13 protein-coding genes are annotated in these 17,448 nt (G+C 74.8%); 5 read left to right on the top strand and 8 right to left on the bottom strand.

What is annotated here, in order from left to right; translation table 11 throughout:
* Positions 1-214 precede the first annotated feature (214 nt).
* Positions 215-1,894, top strand: coding sequence for a beta-1,3-glucanase family protein (locus tag IG64_RS14060; protein ID WP_037855525.1), 1,680 nt, complete (start codon positions 215-217; stop codon positions 1,892-1,894).
* Between the two features lie 379 nt (positions 1,895-2,273).
* Here IG64_RS14060 and IG64_RS14055 read toward each other — a convergent pair whose 3' ends face one another.
* Positions 2,274-2,663 carry a winged helix-turn-helix transcriptional regulator gene (locus tag IG64_RS14055; RefSeq protein ID WP_037855523.1) on the bottom strand — a complete coding sequence of 130 codons (390 nt, stop codon included), beginning with the start codon at positions 2,661-2,663 and terminating at the stop codon, positions 2,274-2,276.
* A gap of 156 nt (positions 2,664-2,819) precedes the next feature.
* Here IG64_RS14055 and IG64_RS14050 point away from each other — a divergent pair, with 156 nt between their 5' ends.
* The 4 genes from IG64_RS14050 to IG64_RS14030 all read left to right on the top strand — a co-directional run bounded on the left by IG64_RS14050 (position 2,820) and on the right by IG64_RS14030 (position 9,611).
* Entirely contained in the window at positions 2,820-3,548 is a 729-nt protein-coding gene (locus IG64_RS14050; RefSeq protein ID WP_037855521.1) for an alpha/beta fold hydrolase, read from the top strand.
* A gap of 329 nt (positions 3,549-3,877) precedes the next feature.
* Positions 3,878-7,150: a tetratricopeptide repeat protein gene (locus IG64_RS14045; RefSeq protein WP_051812875.1), complete on the top strand. Its 3,273-nt coding sequence runs from the start codon at positions 3,878-3,880 to the stop codon at positions 7,148-7,150.
* 376 nt (positions 7,151-7,526) lie between these two features.
* The gene (locus IG64_RS14040; protein ID WP_037855519.1) at positions 7,527-8,063 is read left to right on the top strand and encodes a hypothetical protein; all 537 of its coding nucleotides are present in this window, start codon (positions 7,527-7,529) and stop codon (positions 8,061-8,063) included.
* Between the two features lie 630 nt (positions 8,064-8,693).
* A complete protein-coding gene (locus tag IG64_RS14030; RefSeq protein ID WP_051812873.1) occupies positions 8,694-9,611 on the top strand; it encodes a LysR family transcriptional regulator in 918 nt (305 codons plus the stop codon).
* 440 nt (positions 9,612-10,051) lie between these two features.
* Here the strand turns inward: IG64_RS14030 and IG64_RS14025 are convergent, their stop codons facing one another.
* The 7 genes from IG64_RS14025 to IG64_RS13995 all read right to left on the bottom strand — a co-directional run bounded on the left by IG64_RS14025 (position 10,052) and on the right by IG64_RS13995 (position 17,424).
* Complete coding sequence (locus tag IG64_RS14025) at positions 10,052-10,645, bottom strand: TIGR03086 family metal-binding protein (protein ID WP_051812872.1); 594 nt, start codon at positions 10,643-10,645, stop codon at positions 10,052-10,054.
* A 5-nt stretch (positions 10,646-10,650) separates the two neighbouring features.
* The gene (gene paaI / locus IG64_RS14020; RefSeq protein WP_420709924.1) at positions 10,651-11,070 is read right to left on the bottom strand and encodes a hydroxyphenylacetyl-CoA thioesterase PaaI; all 420 of its coding nucleotides are present in this window, start codon (positions 11,068-11,070) and stop codon (positions 10,651-10,653) included.
* 31 nt (positions 11,071-11,101) lie between these two features.
* A complete protein-coding gene (locus tag IG64_RS14015; RefSeq protein ID WP_037855514.1) occupies positions 11,102-12,427 on the bottom strand; it encodes a flavin monoamine oxidase family protein in 1,326 nt (441 codons plus the stop codon).
* The gene (locus tag IG64_RS14010) at positions 12,424-12,663 is read right to left on the bottom strand and encodes an acyl carrier protein (RefSeq protein ID WP_037855664.1); all 240 of its coding nucleotides are present in this window, start codon (positions 12,661-12,663) and stop codon (positions 12,424-12,426) included. Before IG64_RS14010 ends, IG64_RS14015 begins: the two co-directional genes overlap by 4 nt.
* A gap of 25 nt (positions 12,664-12,688) precedes the next feature.
* Positions 12,689-14,170, bottom strand: a complete 1,482-nt coding sequence (locus tag IG64_RS14005; RefSeq protein ID WP_051812869.1) for an amino acid adenylation domain-containing protein — start codon at positions 14,168-14,170, stop codon at positions 12,689-12,691.
* A 15-nt stretch (positions 14,171-14,185) separates the two neighbouring features.
* A complete protein-coding gene (locus IG64_RS14000; protein WP_037855513.1) occupies positions 14,186-15,463 on the bottom strand; it encodes an MFS transporter in 1,278 nt (425 codons plus the stop codon).
* A gap of 296 nt (positions 15,464-15,759) precedes the next feature.
* On the bottom strand, positions 15,760-17,424 hold the full coding sequence (locus tag IG64_RS13995; protein ID WP_078883990.1) for a class I adenylate-forming enzyme family protein: 1,665 nt from the start codon (positions 17,422-17,424) through the stop codon (positions 15,760-15,762).
* Between the last annotated feature and the right edge of the window lie 24 nt (positions 17,425-17,448).

The following is a 17,448-nucleotide window of genomic DNA, read 5'->3' as shown; positions in this document are numbered from 1 at the left end:
GCAGGTCCATCGGGGTGGTGTCCGCGAACGGCGGCGGACGGTTCCCGACTGCCCTCTGCCGCACGCCTCTTGACCCGCCAATTGGTGCAGTCCAATAGTGGTAGCGCTCCCACCCCCAACTCTGGCTCCCCCGCTCCCCACTCCCCCCACCTCCCCCTCCGCTGCCCAGCTCTCCCCTCCAGGCGCCAGCCCCCACACCCACTCAGGAGGCCTCGTGCTCTCCCGTCGTGCCCTTCTCACCGCCGCGGCGGCCACCGCGACCGCTCTGCCCCTGACCGCCGCCGGTACCGCCACCGCCGCCCGCTCGGCAGCGGGCGCCCCCGCCGCCGCACTGCCGATCGCGCTCGCCGACAACTCGGGCGGCTCCGCACCGGTCTACGCCTACATATCCGGTGCCGACACCTCCGGATGGCCCGGTTTCGTCACCGCGGACGGCGTCTTCCACCGGCTGCCGAGCCCGTCCTCGGTCCTGACACCGGTGCCCGACTACTCCATCGCGCTCGGCGGTCCGGGTTCCGCGCCCACCCGGCTGACGCTCGGCGACTACGTGATCGGCGGCCGCGTCTGGTTCTCGACCGGTCGGAAGATCCAGTTCTTCGTCAACCCGCCGGGCGGCAACGGCGGCGTGCCCGGTCTGGTGCAGCCCGGATTCACCAGCACCGACCCCAACTGGACGACCAGCTGGACGTTCTGCGAGTTCACCTACAACGCGGCGAACCTGTACGCCAACGTCAGCTACGTCGACATGGTCGCCCTGCCCGTCTCGATGGCCACCACCGGTGCCGCCGGGAACCAGTCGGTGCCCGCGCTGCCCTCGGGGGCCCTGGCCTCGATCGCCTCCGGGCTGCGGGCCCAGCACGCGGCGGACGGGGCACCCTGGGACCAGCTGGTGGCGACCGACTCCTCGGGCACGGTGCTGCGCGTGCTGGCGCCCTCCCACGCCCCCACGGACTTCGGCGCGTACTGGCGGCCGTACCTGGACCGCGTGTGGGACTACTACCGCACCCACACCCTCACCGTGGACGGGCAGGGATCCGTCGGCGCGTACTCCGGGACCGTCAGCGGTGACGTGCTCACGTTCGCCGGGCTCGACACCCACGGGGTGCCCTTCACCAAGCCCTCCGCCGCCGACATCTTCGGCTGCGCGAGCGGGCCGCTGTACAACTCCGGGCCCGACGCCCGCGCCGCCGTCGCCGCGCGCCTCGCGGCCGCCCTCAACCGCTCCAGCCTCCTGGTCCCCGGAGGCGCGTCACAGCCGAACGGAGTCACGCCCGCCCAGTACTACACGGAGTCGGTCACCAACCACTACGCCCGCCTGGTGCACCAGTACGCGGCCATCGGCTACGCCTTCCCGTACGACGACGTCGGCCCCACCGGCAGCGCCCCGGTCGACGGCCACCTCCAGGACCCCGCCCCCACCTCATGGACCATCACCCTGGGCCCCGGCGGCTCGGGGACGGTCCCCCCGCCCGGGGGCGGCGGCACGAGCGCCTACTCCACCATCCAGGCGGAGGACCACACCGCCCAGAACGGCGCGCAGACCGAGACCTGCACCGACACCGGCGGCGGCCGCGACGTGGGCTACCTCGCGGCCGGGGACTGGCTGAAGTACGCCTCGGTGGACTTCGGGACCACGTCCCCGGCGCAGTTCCTGGCCCGGGTCGCCTCCGGAGTCGGCGCCGGCGTCAGCGGCGCGATCCGTGTCCGGGTGGACAGTGCCACCGGACCGCAGATCGCCGAGATCGACCTCGGCTCCACGGGCGGCTGGCAGAACTGGCGCACCGTGCCCGCCAACGTCACCCGCGCGGTCACCGGTGTCCACGACCTCTACCTGACGTTCGCGGAGAGCAGCGTCGAGTTCGTGAACGTCAACTGGTTCACCTTCACCCACTGACCCTCACCGGCAACACACGCCCGCGCGCGGTCACGTCCGGCGGCCCGTCAGGCCCGGCGGCGCGGCACCCCCAGCGGAGGGCCGGCGTGGAAGTCCGCCCGGTGGCGGGCGCCGAACCCGCGCGGTCCGGTCTGCGGAACCGTCAGCGGCCGGGCCGGCTCGCCGGGCCCCGGCCGCCCGCTGGCACCTCTCGCAGCCCCCGGCGGGAGCGGTCGGCGACGAACCGGCGTCATGGACGACGCCCGGCGCGGCGCCCCCGGCCCGCCGGGTCCCGCCGCCGGTCCGCGCCGGCGCGCACCTGGCGCCCTGACCGCGAGGACGTGACGGGCCGCCGGACCCGGCGCCGCCGCGCAGGACGCGGGTGTCGTGAGGACAGGGCCTAGGCTGGCGGGGCCGGGGGGCGGGCGTCGTACTCGGCGCGGGCGGTGTCGATGCGGGCCAGGTGCGCGGTGCTCCACTCCAGCAGGGGCAGGGTGGCTTCGCGGAGCGTCCGGCCCATCGGGGTCAGCGCGTAGGTGACGTGCGGCGGCATGACGTTGCGGACGGTCCGGGTCAGGATTCCGTCGCGTTCCAGGCCGCGCAGGGTGACGGTGAGCATCCGCTGGCTGATCCCGTCGATGGCACGCTTCAGTTCGGTGAAGCGGCGCGGTCCGTCGCTGAGGTTGCGCACGACCAGCAGCGACCACTTGTTGCCGACGATGTCGAGCACTTCACGGGTCCGGCACGGGTCCTCCCCCACCGGCCCCGGCTCGCCGCCCACTGCGCTCATGGTTACCTCCTGGGAACCGGGGCACCGAAAAGTGCCTGATTGTCACGACGTGGCGGGCGCGCCACGATGTTTCCGGTTCTCGAAGAGTACCGAGGCACCAGAAGGAACCACCATGTCCGCGTGCCTCCCCGCCCCGAAGAGGGAGACCGTTTTCCCATGACGTCGACATTCCTGCTGGTGCACGGCGCCTGGCACAGCGGCCGGTGCTGGGAGCGGGTGGTCCCGCTGCTGGAGTCGGCGGGACACCGCGTGCTCGCCCCGTCGCTGACCGGCTACGGCGACAAGGCGCACCTGCTCGGTCCCGACGTGGGTCTCGACACCCATGTCGAGGACGTCCTGCGGCTGATCGACGAGGAGGACCTGACCGACGTGGTCCTCGTGGGGCACAGCTACGCCGGACTGGTCATCTCGTCCGCGGCCAACCAGGTCCCGGACAGGATCGCGCACCTCGTGTACCTCGACGCGATGGTCCCGGAGCACGGCGAGAGTGCCGCCGACGTCCAGCCCGTGACCCGCGACCTGATCGACCGGGCGATGACGTCGGGCAGTGGGTGGCGCGTTCCGCCGCCGCCCGAACTGCCCGCTCCCTTCGGTCTGTTCGGGGTCACCGACCCGGCGGACGTCGCCTGGCTGCGCTCGATGCTCTCCGACCAGCCCGTGCGCTGCCTGCGGCAACCGGTCCGGCTGGACAACCCGGCCTTGCGCGCGGTTCCGCGCACCCACATCCACTGCGTCGGCGTGCGGCCGGAAGGCATCGTACGGCGGCCCGTTCCCGCGATTCAGCCCAACGGTTCTCCGGCTCGCGTCCGGGAACTGCCCACCGGGCACGACTGCATGATCACCATGCCGGCCGAACTGAGTGAACTCCTGCTCGAGCTCGACTGATCCGGCCGCACGGCCGGACGGCGGACCCGGCGAGGCGACGGCGCGGCGACTCGGAGGGGAGGAAAGGAGAGGACGGGGCGGCAGCGGGGTGCGACGGGCCACCCCCCTCCCGCTGGCCGTGGTGCGAGCGGGCACGCTCGGACGCCCTACCATGACCGGCTGCTCTTCTACTGTTCCTGATCAAACGTCACCTACCCTTCCTAGTGGGCGTGTTGCGGCCGAGGCGGTGCGCCGCCGCACGCGGCCGCCGTCCCGCCGCAGGGCCGGACCCACCGAGGGAGCCGGGCGTACGCTGCTTGGTCAACCGATCAAGGGGAGGAACGGCGACGATGAACGACTCGGGCGGACGCGGGGGCTGGCTGCGCGGGAGGCGGCAGCGACGCGTGCAGCAGAACCTCGACGCGCTCCAGGGAACGCTGGCGACGATGGGCATGACCTACCGGAGCCTGACGGAGCGGCTGGACAGCCTGATCAATGACGGGCAGGTCGAGGAGGCGCTGCGGCTGGCCGAGGCCGCGCGGGCCGGCGGGCAGCCCGACCTGCGGGCGGCGGCCGAGATCGTCACGTGTCTGTGGGAGACGGTGAACGATCGCCACGCCGAGGCCCTGGCGGCGCTGGACCGCGCGCTGGCGCTCGCCGGAGCGCAGGCGGAGCCGGACGTCGCCTACCACCGGGGCGCGATCTACGCCCGGACGGGAGACCTCGCGCGGGCGTCCGAGCAACTCGCCCTGGCCGCCGCTTGTGACGTGGAGCGGGTCGCGGTGAACGCGTCGCTCTCCCTGGGCCACCTGTACGCGGAGGCGGGGCAGGACGAGCGGGCGCTGCCGTTGCTGCGCAGGGCGCACGAGTCCGGACAGGCGTTCGTCGTGACGCGCGCGGCCTTCGATCTCGCCCTGCTGATGCGGCGCGCCGGTGACCTCGCGGCAGCCCGCGCGCTGTACGAGGAGGCGGCGGCCGCCGACAGCACCGCGATGGCGGGGCGGGCGCGGATACAGCTGAGCGAGGTGCTGACCGAACTCGGCGCGTACGACGAGGCGAGGGCCTGCCTGGAGGCGGTGGCCGAGGCGGATCCCGACCCGCACCTCGCCGCCGCGGTGGCGATCGACGTGGCCCGGATGTACCACGCGGAGGGCGACCTGCGGGAGGCCGAACAGCGGCTGCGTGCGGTGGCCGCGGCCGGGGACCACCGGCACGTGCAGCGCGCCCGGCTGGTGCTCGGCACACTGCTCGCGGAGTCCGGCGACACGGAGCGGGCGGTCGGCGAACTGCGGGCCGCCGCCGAGGGGGCCGATCCGGGCCTGAGCCAGGAGGCCGCCTTCCACCTGGCCGGCGCGCTGCGCGAGGACGCCCGGTTCCTGGTCACCGCCGACCCGGCCACGGTGCTGCCCCTGCTCGACCTGGCGCCGGGCCCGGTCGCCGACGTCTACCGCACCTCGGCCGAACTGCACGGCTGCGCCTCCCCCGCCGTACGCCGCCAGGTGCTGGCGCTGGACGCCGCGCGGCGCAAGGATCCCGGGCTGTCGGCGCGGATCAGCGCGGTGGCGCTGCCGGAGGCGCCCGCACCGCGGTGGGGGCGTGTCGAATGGTCCACCGGCACTCAGCTCGGCGGGTTCCGCTTCACCGCGGCGGCTCACGAGGGCCCGGTGACCTGCGTGGCCACGGCCACGGTCGACGGCCGGCCGGTCGCGGTCACGGGCGGCGCGGACGGCGCGGTACGGGTGTGGGACCTGACCACCGGCCAGGAGAGCGGGGCGGCCCTGCGCGGCCACGAGGACGAGGTGGCCGCGGTGGCGGTGACCGCCGTGGACGGCCGTACGCTGCTGGTCAGCGGGGGGCGCGACCGGACCGTACGCCTCTGGGACCTGGCGGCCCGCCAGGCCGTGTGCCCGCCCCTGACCGGTCACTCCGGCCGGGTGACCGCGGTGGCCACGGCCGTGGTCCGCGGCCGCGCGGTGGCGGTCACGGGCGACGAGGCGGGAGTCGTACGGGTCTGGGATGCGGCCACGGGCAAGCCGGCCGGTGCTCCGCTGGCCGGCGGCACCGCGGTGCGGGCGGTGGCCACGGCGGTGATCGGCCGCCGCACGGTGGCGGTCACGGGCGACGAGGAGGGGACCGTACGGATCTGGGACCTCGCCAAGGGCAAGCAGGTCCAGCAGCCGCTGCGGCTGCACGACACCGGGGTGGAGTGCCTGAGCACGGCGGTCCTGGACGGCCGCCCGGTCGGTGTCGCGGGCAGCCCGGGCGGTCAGGTCGTCGTGTGGGACCTGGCGGGCAACGAGCAGGTGGGCGCGACGCTCACGAGCGAGGCCGGCGAGTTCGGCGGCACACGGGGCGCGGCGCTCGCACGGCCGGGCGGCCGTCCCCACGTGGTGACCGGCGGCTCCGCGCGCGTGGCCCGGATCTGTGACCTGGCCACCGGCGAGGAACGGGGATCCGTCTTCGCCGGTTCCGGCGGCCGCATCGGCGCGGTGGCCGTCGCCGAGGCCGAGGGACGGGTCCTGGCCGTCCTCGCCTGCGCGGACGGGAAGATCCGGGTGTGGGAACCGTCCCCCGGCCCGGCGCGCCCCGTCCCGTCCTCCGGTCATCGCGACTTCGTGGCCGCTCTCACGACGACGGAGCTGGACGGCCGGGCGCTCCTGGTCAGTGCCGACGAGGGCGGCACGGGCCGGATATGGGACCTCGCCACGGGCGAGCCGGTCTGCGAGCTGACCGGCCACGCGAACATGCTGACGGCGGTGGCGACGGCGGAGATCGAGGGCCGCCCCACCGTGGTCACCGGCGCCCTCCACGAGACCGTCCGGCTGTGGGACCCGGCCACCGGAGCCCAGTCGGGAGAACCGCTGGCGCCCGACGGCGGCGTCACGTCCCTCGCGACGGCCCGGCTCGACGGCCGGCCCGTCCTGGTCACCGGCGACGGCGCAGGGGAAGCCGGCATATGGGACCTGACGAGCCGTCAACTGCTGCACGGTCCGCTGCCGGGCCACGAAGACGACGTGGAGGGCGCGGCGTTCGCGCGGCTGGACGGCCGCACCGTCGTGGTCACCGTCGACGCCGCCGGCACGGTCCTGGTGCGGGACGCGGCCACGGCCACGCGGGTCGGCACGCCCTTCTGCGTCCTGGAACTGCCGGACGGGGACGGACCCGACGAGTACGTCGAAGGGGTGGCGACCGCGGTCCTCGACGGCAGGCCCGTCCTGGTCACCCTCTGCGAGGTGAACGACAAGGCGGTCCTGCGGCTGTTTGACCTGGCGACCGGTACGGCCCTCGCCGGGGACCTGGCGGTGCACGACGTCCATGCCTCCGCGCTGACGACGGGCGTCCTGGACGGCCGCGCGGTCGCCCTCACCGGTGGCGGTGACGGCCGGGTCCGGGTGTGGGACCTGGCCGGCCGTCAACAGGTCGGCCCCGACGTGGTGGTGACCGCTCCGGTCGGCGCCGTGGCACTGGCACCCGGCGGGCGGCTGGCCGTGGCCTACGACTCGGAGGTGACGGTCCTGGCGGCAGGGACCACAGGCACCGAAGGGAGCGCAGGGGGCGCGGGCACCGCGGGGGGCGAAGAGAGCGGCCGGGCCGCGGGGAGCGAAGGGACCCGCGAGGAGTGAGGAGGCCGTAAGGGGCGAGGGCGCCACGCGGACCGGCCGGGACCGACCTCCGCGGCGCGCGGACCGCGCGGCAGGGGGCAGGGGCCGGGGGGCGCCGCCGGTCCCGCCCCCGCCCCGCCGCTGCCCCCGCGTTGCCATGCCCTGCCCGCGTCCCTGTCGTCGTCCCTCCCGGAACCCACTGCCCGCATCCCTCCCGGAACCCACTGCAGGCGCCCCTACCGGCACCCACTGCCCGCGCCCCCGCCGGCGTTCCCCTCGCACTGCGCCGTCCAGGGGACGCCCCGGCTTCAGGCCGGCCGCCCGGTGGTAGGTCTGGCCGGTGTCCGGGCGCGTCCGCGCGGGTCCCCGGTCACTCGGGCGACGATCAGGAGCGAGCATGGCCTCAGCGCGCACGTCCCGGCCCTCGGGCCACCGCCGGCGCCTGCCCCTGCGGGAACGCTGGCGCCGGGCGCTGCACGAGCACACCGTGCCCACCCAGCGCTCGCTCATGGCGGCCTGGCTCGGCTTCGGCTGCACCTTCGGCACGGCACGGCTGATCACCCACGGCATCCGGGGCGGCTGGCTGCCCTGGGGAAACGTCTCCGCCGACCGGACCCACCTGCACCACTACAACTTCGGTATCGCCACGCTCGCGGGGGTCGGACTGGTGGCCGTCCGCGGTGACGACGCGTACGTCGGCCACCCGGGGATCGGCGCCCTGTACGGCGCGGGTTCGGCGCTGATCGCCGACGAGTTCGCCCTGCTGCTCGACCTCAAGGACGTCTACTGGGCCCGGCAGGGACGCGTCAGCGTGGACGTCTCCCTGGGGATCCTCAGCGCACTGGGGCTCTACCTGACCGCGGTGCCGTTCTGGCACGAGATCACCAGGGTCACCCGCGACCACCTCCGCGTACACCCGGCCGGCGCTGCCTGACGCCTGTCCTCGCGGCCCTGTCCAGCAGGGCACGGAAGGTGCCCGGGGCCGGCCGGTGACGCGCCGGCCGGTGATGCGCCGGACGGTGACGCGCCGGACGGTGACGCGCCGGACGGTGACGCGCCGGACGGTGATGCGCCGGACGGTGTCGGTGACGCGGTCCAGCGCGCCTTGCGCGACGGCCAGGCCCAGGCCGGCCGGCAGCGCGGCGAACTCTTCCGGGACTTCCCCCGCGAGGTGGTCGCGCAGTTGCCCGCAGGACAGACGGCGGTGGACCACGGCCGGCCGCTGGCCTCGGTGCCGCCACGCGCGCCGGCCTCGTCGAGCACCTGGCCGGAGAGGAGCGGATGCCGCGCGGGCGGATGCGGGCGCAGCCGGCGGAGCGCGCCGGCCTCGTCCTGACGGGCGGCCCGCTGGTGAGTGCGCCGGGCCCAGGCGTCGGACAGCGCGCGGCCGGCCCGGCGGGGACGCGCTCGCCGTTCCCGGTCCGGAGGCCGTACCCGGCGGGGACGGTGATCCGCCGGACTCCGGTGTCCCCGCCGGCCCCCGGCCTTCAGTGAAAGAATGGCTTTCCGTTCATATGACCAGGTATCCATGGACAGTGGCATCGAGAACTAGGGGGAGCAGGGAGTGCTCGAACTGCGTGAGATCGAATGCCTCATCACCCTCAGCGAGCAGCTTCACTTCGGCCGGACGGCCCACGAACTCCACATCTCGCAGTCCCGGGTCAGCCGCCTGTTACGGGACGCCGAGCAGAAGGTGGGAGGGCAGCTCTTCGACCGGTCCAGCCGGCATGTGCGGGTGACCGCCCTGGGACAGGTGCTGATCGACCGGCTGCGGCCGCTGTACGAGCAGTTGAACGACGCGTACAGCGAGGCCGTCGCCCAGTCGCGCGGCACCGCGGGCACCACCCGGCTGGGCTTCACCGGCGCCGCCGGCGGCGGGTACGCGGCCAAGCTGATCCGGGCCGCGCGCGCCTACGCCCCCGAGTGCCGGATCGTCCTGCGCGAGGTGCCCTGCGTCGACCTGCTCGGGCCGCTGCGGCGCGGCGAGGTGGACATGCTGGTGGCCCGCCTGCCCATCCGCGAGCCGGACCTGACGGTCGGTCCGGTCCTCGGCCACGAGCCCCGGGTGCTGGCCGTGGCGCTGGACCACCCGCTGGCCGGCCGCGTCTCCGTGCGGATCGAGGACATCGCGGGAGAAACGGTCTTCCGCCTGGCCAACACGGCGCCCAGCTACTGGCGCGACCACCAGGTGCCGCTGGTGACCCCCGCGGGCCGCACGCTGCGGCTCGGGCAGGAGGTGCGGACCTGCCAGGAGATCCTGTCGCTGACGGCGGCGGGCCAGGGCGTCGCACCGCTCGCCGAGTCGGTGGCGCGCTACTACGCCCAGCCCGACGTCGCCTTCGTCCCGATCCGGGACCTGCCGACGACGTCGGTGGCCCTCGTGTGGCGCACCACCGAGGAGAACGCGCGCATCCGCGCCCTCGCCTACTGCGGCCGGCAGCTCGGCGCGGAGAAGGAGGTCCTGCTCGACCGGTCGGCGTGACCCGGCGACGCCGTGCGGCACACGGGCGACGGTGCCGGACGCGGCGGCCGGCCTCCGGCGGGCGATGGTTCCGCGCGGGACCGGCGGCCGGGACCGGCGGAGGACCGCTGCCGGACCGGCGGAGGACGGTCGCCGGACCTGGCGGAAGGCGGTTGCCGGTCCGGCCCCCTCTCCAGCCGGTGAAGAACGGTCACCGGACCGGCGGCCCGTCGGGCGGGCTGGCGAAGTGCGGTTGCGGGACGGCCCGGCCGCCGGACCGACGCAAGGCGGTTGCCGGACCGACGCAAGGCGGTTGCCGGACCGGCGCAAGGCGGTTGCCGGACCGGTGGAGGGCGGTCGTAGCGCCTTCCGCCGGTCCGTCCGACGGGAATGTGACGACAGGCCCTAGGGCGTGTTTCGAAAGTGGCGCCGCGGGGCAGGCGGGACTTTCGAAACGCGCCCTAGGCGGGCCACTTCGGTGAGCGGCCCAGCAGCGCGAGGACGCGGTCCAGCAGCGGGCCGCCGTCCCGGACCGGCAGGGCGGGCCGGAAGGACGCGTCCGGTGCCCGCCGGTTCGGTCCGTCCGGCACCTCCTCCACGTAGGGCAGTACGGCCGTGAGCGTCTCCTCGTCGAAGGGGGCGGGGATGCTGAGGGTGGCGGCGACGTCCCAGCCGTGCACGACGTAGTCGACGAAGTGGAACCCGATCGCGGTGCGCGCGGGGAACATCTGGCCGCCGCGCACCTGCGGCAGCCAGAACTCGCCGTCGAGCACGCCCTCCCGGGCGAACGCGGCGGTGACCCGCCGGCTGGAGGCGCGGAAGACCCCCGCCGGATCGTCGTCCACCGGCCGGTCCGCCCAGACGGACTCGTCGGACACCTCGCCGTCGGCGGCGGCCGCGAATCCGTGGTTCTGGCCGGCCATGTGGGCCAGCAGCTGCCGGAGGGACCACTGCGCGCAGGGCGTGGGCAGGCCCAGCTGGTCCGGCTGGACCTGGTCGACGATGGCCTCGGTGACCTCGAGTGCCCGGCGGTCCAGGGGACGGATGTCAGTCATCGCACTCATCTCTGTTCGGCTCGCTCGGGCAGGGAGCGGCTCTGACCTCGGAACTCGGCGATCACCGTGCCGTCGTCGCGGCGGACGGTGACGTCGTAGATGCCGTTGGCGCCCGACCGGGAGCGTTCGACGGCTTCCGCGACGAGGTCGTCGCCGGCCCTGGCCGGGCGCAGGAACGTCACCTGGGCGGCCTGCGCGACCGTGGTCGCGCCCCGGGTGTTGCAGGCGTAGGCGAAGGCCACGTCGGCGAGGAGGAAGAGGTAGCCGCCGTGGGCCGTGCCGTGGCCGTTGACCATCGTGGGGGCCAGACGCAGACGGGCGGTGGCCCTGCCCTGCGCGATGCCGTCGACGGTGATGCCGAGGTCCTGGCAGGTGCGGTCCTCGCGGTACATGGCCTCCGCGCGGCCCAGCGGTGTTTCGTCCACCTGTGTGCCCCCAGTGGTCCGTGACGACTCCTCAGTCATCGTAGGCCTTGAGGATCTCGGTCGCCGCCCGCCGGCCGGAACGGACGGCGCCCTCCATGAGTCCGAAGAACTCGGTGCTGGTCTCGGTGCCCGCCCAGTGGACACGGCCGTGCGGGGTGGTGAGGTGGGGGCCGAGGGCGGCCCAGTCGCCGATGCCGAACAGCGCGGCGTAACAGCCCCTGCTGTACTCCTCGTTGATCCAGTCCGTGACGTGGTGGGCGATGGGCTCGGGCAGTTCAGGGAAGAGCCGCCGGGCCTGGGAGACGGCCGCCTCCCGCTGCTCGCGCGGGTCGAGGGCGGCGTACGCGCGGGCCTCGCGTCCCGTGACGAAGCCGGTGAGGACGCCGACGCCGTCGGCGGACGGGGAGTCGTCCACCGTGGACAGCAGCGGCCCGTCGGCGCTGACCGACCAGCCGGACAGGCCGTACTCGCGCCACAGCGGCCGCTCGTAGACCAGGTGCACCTTGACGGCGCAGCCGGGCACGGTGGTGGAGCCCGCGCGGCGCGACGGCAGTCCGGGGCGGTACTCGATGGCGTCGGCGAGCAGCGGCGGTACGGCGACGATCAGCGAGTCGGCCTCGTGGACGCCGCGGTCGGTGTGCACGCGCACCCCGGATCCGGTCTCCTCCACCGCTCTGGCGGGTTCGCCGAGCAGCACCCGGTCGCCCAGCCCGGCGGCGAGCAGCTCGCCGAGCCGGTGGGCGCCGCCGTCGACCCGGTCCTCCTGGGCGCCGCCGGCGAAGGCGTTGAGGAAGCGGATGCCGCCGCCCGACTTGAGGTAGAAGGCCATGTGCAGGACGGACACGTCGGCCGGGTCGGCGGCCATCATCTCGCCCAGGAAGAGCGGGAAGAACAGCCGGGCGTCGGGGTGGTCGACACGCTGCCCGATCCATTCCGCGGCGCTGGTCCGGTCCAGGTGCCCGGCGTCCGGGGTGAGCCAGGGCGCGTCGGCGCGCACGGTGCGGGTCACCTCGTCCAGGGCGTCGAAGAGCTGTCCGAGGGCGAGGGCGCTCAGCGGCGGGAACCGGCCGTCGCGGCCCTGCGGGCCGCCGCCGACGGAGAACCGGCTCTGTCCGTCGGTGGTGGTGGGCACGGTGGCCAGGCCGAGCCCGGTGATGAGGGCCTTCAGCTCGGTGTGCCGCTCGCCGAGGTAGGCGGCTCCGGCGTCCGCCCACTGGCCCGGGGCCACCTCGATGCCGTGGGTGCGGCCGCCCACCCGGTCCCGGGCCTCCAGTACCGTCACCTGCCGTCCGTGGGCGGCGAGTTCGGTGGCGGCGGTGAGTCCGGCGAGTCCTGCTCCGACGATGAGGGTGCTCACGCGCTCACGCTCGCGATCAGCTCGGCCACGGCCCGGGGCGTGGGGGCGTCGAGGAATGTGTCGATGGTCAGTTCGGGGCCGAGGTCGCGGGCGATGGCGCTGATGACCCGGGTGGCGAGCAGGGAGTCCCCGCCCACGTCGAAGAAGTCGGAGTCGGCGGTGACGTCGTCCGTCTCCAGGACCCGGCGGTAGATCCCGATCACCTGGTCGACGGTGCTGGCCTGTGGGGCGGGCATGTGTGTTCTCCTCGGGTTCGCCGGCTCAGGCGCCGGTGGTGTAGCGGTGGTGGGTGCGGCGGCGGTCGACCTTGCCGCTCGCGGTGTGGACGAGTTCCGGCACCACGGTGATGCGGTGGGGCCGCAGGTGTCCGGGGGCGTGCCGGCGCAGGTGGGCGCGGAGTTCGGCGGCGAGATCGGTGCCGTCGTCCGGGCGGCCGGCCGTCACGTAGGCGACCACCACGGTGTGGTCGCCGGCGGCGACACCGGTGGCGGCGGCGGAGGCGACGCCGGGGTGGGCGCACAGCTGGGCCTCCACCTCGGCCGGGTCGACGCGGATGCCGCGGACCTTGATCTGGTCGTCGAGCCGTCCCTCGTGGTGCAGTTCGCCCCGCTCGCCGCGCCTGACCCGGTCCCCGGTGCGGAAGTGGCGGACGCCGTCGAGGACGGGGAAGCGTTCGGCGGTGGCCTCCGGCAGGCCCAGGTAGCCGAGGGCGAGGGCGGGCCCGCCGACGAGGAGTTCGCCGTCCGCGCCGATCCGCTCCCGTACGTGCGGCAGGGCGCGGCCGATCGGGGCGGAGCCGTCCTCGGGCGCCCGGGAGTGCGGGCCGTGCAGGTCGCCGGCGTGGGTGACCAGGGTGGTCTCGGTGCAGCCGTAGGTGTTGACGAGCCGGATCCGGTCGGTGCCGGGCAGTGTGCGCCAGTTGCCGAGCCGGGCCCTGCTGGTCGCCTCGCCGCCGATGACGACCGTGCGCACGCTCTCGGGCAGGGCGGTGCCGCCGTCCTCGGTGAGGTGGTGGACCAGTTCGTGCCAGAAGGCGGTGGGCAGGTCGAGGACGCTGACGCGGAGCCGGTCGAGCATGCGCAGGAACCGGGGCAGGGAGCCGCTGTGGGCGTCGGCGTCGAAGACCAGGGTCGCGCCGCGGGTCAGGGTGGGCAGGATCTCCTCGAAGGAGGTGTCCCAGTTCAGCGAGGCGAACTGGAGCACCCGGTCGCCGGGGCCCACTTCGAGCAGCTCGGCGAGGGAGTGGACGGCGGCGGCGACGGCCCCGCGGGGGGTCACCACCGGTTTGGGCCGACCGGTCGATCCGGAGGTGAACAGCACGTAGGCCGGGTCGTCCGGGGCGGGCGGCAGGGGTTCGAAGGAGCCGTCCGCCGCCGGTAGTCCGGGGCCGAGGACGGGCGGGCCGAAGGGTTCCGGGTCCGGGCGCGGGGTGAGCACGGTCCGTATCGCCGCCGTCTCGGCCAGCTCCTTCTTGCGCTCGGCGGTGAAGGCCGGGTCGACGGGGCAGTAGGTGCCGCCGGCGGCGAGGACGCCGAGGAGTGCGGCGACGGTGCCCGCGCCGCGGTCGGTGAGCACGCCGACCGTGCCGGGCCGGGGGCCGAGGGCGCCGGCCACCTGGGCGGCGCGGGCGCGCAGGGCGGCGTAGGTCGTGGATCCGGCGGCGTCGACGACGGCGACGGCCCGCGGGTGCAGGCCCGCGGTCCGCCAGAAGCGCCGCAGGACGTCCGGGAAGGTCTCGGGCATGAGGGTCTCCGGTGGTCAGAGGTGGTCGGCGTCGGCGGCGCGGGCGGGCTGCGGCGCGGGCGGCAGTCCGCCGTAGGGCGCGGTGGCCGCCCGCTTCTCCCCGCGCCCCTGGACGAGGAGTCCCGCGCAGGCGACGACGGCCAGCGCCATCACCGCGACGCTGTACACGGTGGTGGTCGGGCCGAGCCCGTACCGCTGCACGGCGAGCCCCGCGATCACGGCGGGCACGCTGAAGCCGAGGTAGCACACGACGTACATGCCGGCCATGAGCCCGGCGCGTTCGTCGGGCTCGGCCAGCGGCGCGATGGTCTGGAAGGCGCCGAGGAAGCCGGTGCCGAAGCCGTAGCCGGCGATCACGATGCCGGCGAAGAACAGCGCCGGGGAGGGCACCGCCAGGGCGCCGAGGGTGGTGCCGATGCCGATGAGGAAGGCCGCGAAGCCGAGGGTCATGGTGGCGCGCGGCGGCTTGCCGCGGCGCAGCAGCGCGCCGACGGCGCCCGACCCGGTCTGGGCGAAGATGACGAGTCCGCCCACCAGATGGCCGCCGAGGCGGAGGGTGTGGGCCGCGATGGACGGGCCGAGCGACATGTACAGCCCGCCCACCGCCCAGACCGCGACGAGGGAGGGGGCCACGGTGAGGAACAGCGGCCGGATCCGGCGCGGCACCGCGAGGCGCGGTACCAGCGACGCGGCCGCGCCGGGCCGCCCGGGGGAGGTCTCCGGCAGCAGCGGGGTGACGAGTGCGGCGAGCGCGAACGCCGCCAGCAGCAGTGCGTAGACCAGGACTTCCGGCGCGGGCGCGTACTCCACGAGGAGTCCGGAGCCCAGGGCGCCGAGCGCCAGGCCGGCGATCGGCGCCAGGCTGTTGACCAGCGGGCCCAGCCGCGGCCGGTGCGGTGGTTGCAGGTCGAGCAGTGCGGAGCTGGTCGCCCCGGTCGCGGCGCCGGTGGCGAGGCCCTGCGCGGCACGCGCGGCGAGCAGTGGTCCGACCCCGTCGGCGGTGATGAACAGCAGCATGCTCACCACCTCCACGACCAGGGCGGCGCCCAGGACCTTGCGTCGGCCGATGTGGTCGGACAGCTTGCCCACCACCAGCAGCGCCGCGAGGAGCGTGAGCGCGTACATCGCGAAGATCGCGGTGAGCATGCCCGCGGAGAAGTGCCACTGGCCCTGGTAGACGGCGTACAGGGGCGAGGGCGCGCTCGACGCGAACAGCAGCAGGCACTGGACCGTGGCGATCAGCCAGAAGGCGAACGGCCGGGAGAGCCCGGCCCTGCGGTGCGTCCCGCTCATACGGCGACCACCACCCGTACCCGGCGCGTGCGCCCCGTCCGTACGAGCGCCGTCACCCGTATGCGGCGCGGGCACCCCGCCCGCACGCCGGCCACCTCACGCGCCCGGGGCGTGCGCCCCGCAGGAGCGCCGGCCGCCTCACGTATCCGAGGCGTGCGCCCCGCGGATGAGCGGGCCGCCCCGTGTGCCCGAGGCGTGCGCCCCGTCCGTACGACCGCCGCCGGACCTGGCCGTTCGTCGTGTGTCACTGCTGTCCCTCCGCCTGCTGCCGCATCCACTCCGTGCGCCCGCCTCCTTCAGCCGGCCGGACCGGTGACCAGGGCCGAGGCGTGGCGCGTACGCAGCTCGCGCTTGAGGACCTTGCCGGTCGGACCTGTGGGGTAGTCGTCGCCGCCGCGGGCCACGGACACCGCCGCCAGCGGGTGCAGCCCGGCGGCCGTCAGCTCCCGGTTGGCGGCCTCGCGTATCCCCGCCGGGTCGCTGAGCGGGCTGCCCTCCTGCAACCGGACCACCGCCAAGGGCAGTTGGCCCTCACCGGAGGGCGCGGGCACCCCGATGACCGCGCAGTCCCGGACGACGCCGGCGAGGTCGGCGATCAGCACCTCCTCCAGCGGCAGGCTGTGCACCGGACCGCCGGCCGTGTGGATCACGTCCGCGGTCCGGTCCAGGTGGTAGAAGCGGCCGTCGGGCCTGCGTACCGCCACGTCACCGGTCAGCCAGTAGCCGGCCAGCTCACTGCTCGCGGTCAGCGCGGGGTCGTTCCAGTAGCCCGGGGTGCGGGTCGGTGTCTTCACGCCGAGGAGTCCCGCGGTGCCGTCCGGCACCTCGTTGCCGTCGTCGTCCAGCACCGCCGCTTTCTCCACCACTTCGACGGGCACCCCGACACAGCGGTCGTCGCGTTCCGACTCCGGCGTGGTGACCTGGCCGAAGAGCGCCATCCCCATCTCGGAGGAGCCGAGCCCGTCGATGTAGCGGGACCCGGGCAGGGACGCGGCCCCGGCGTCCCCCTTCGGCAGCAGCCACGGCTGGATCAGCCCGGCCGGCCGCTCACCGAGGCTCACCAGCCGCCGGATGTGGCCGTAGTGCGCGCTGTCCCCGGTGTTGAACCAGGTGTGCACCTTCGCGGCCGCCTTCACCGGCAGCTCGCCGGTGGCCAGTTCCACGAACGTGCGCGGGAAGGAGGCGACCATGGTCGGCTGGAAGACCTCCATCACCGGTTCCACCGCGCTGCGCCGCCAGTCGGCCATGGTCAGCGTCGGCAGCCCGAGCAGGATGGTGGTCAGCAGATAGCTGAGACCGCCCGCGTGCGTGTGCGGCATCAGCGACAGCAGCCGGTCGTAGGGCTCGGCCGGGAAGCGCACCATCCGGGCCTCCTTGCCGACCCAGAACTGGTGGTGCGCCACCTGCGTCGACTTCGGGGTGCCGGTGGTGCCCGAGGAGTGGATGAGCGCGACCACCTCGTCGGCCGCGTGCCGGTACGGGTACGGGTCGGGCAGCGAGCCGGAGCCGGGGTCATGGGCGCGTATCTCGGCGCTGGACACGACGAACCGGGGGCGCGGCCGGCCCGGCCGGTAGGTCGCGCCGATCGGGCGCGGGTCGTCCGCCACCACCCCGGCCACACCCACATGGTCGAGATAGCGCCGGGCCGTGGTGACCGGCATCGCGTCGTTGACGAGCGCGGGGATCGCACCGATCGAGGTCAGCGCCAGGAAGTGCAGGATCGGCTGGAGCCCCTCGGCGATGTACAGCGCCACCGGTTCGCCCGGCCGGACCCCGTTGGTCCAGTACCAGCGGGCGTACCGGTCGCGGATCCCGGCCAGCTCCCGCAGGCTGTACCCGCGCAGCACGACGTGGCCGCGCGCGTCCAGGCGGTGGTCGTACACCAGCGGCGCGTCCAGGTGGGGGTTGTGCCGCAGCGCGTGCTCCAGGAAGTTGCCGGCGCCCAGGTCGGGGGCGGTCATGAACCTCCGGCGCACGGACAGGGG

This window comes from Streptomyces sp. NRRL S-340 (assembly GCF_000720185.1).
Taxonomy (GTDB): domain Bacteria; phylum Actinomycetota; class Actinomycetes; order Streptomycetales; family Streptomycetaceae; genus Streptomyces.
This window is presented reverse-complemented; position numbering and strand designations above follow the sequence as displayed.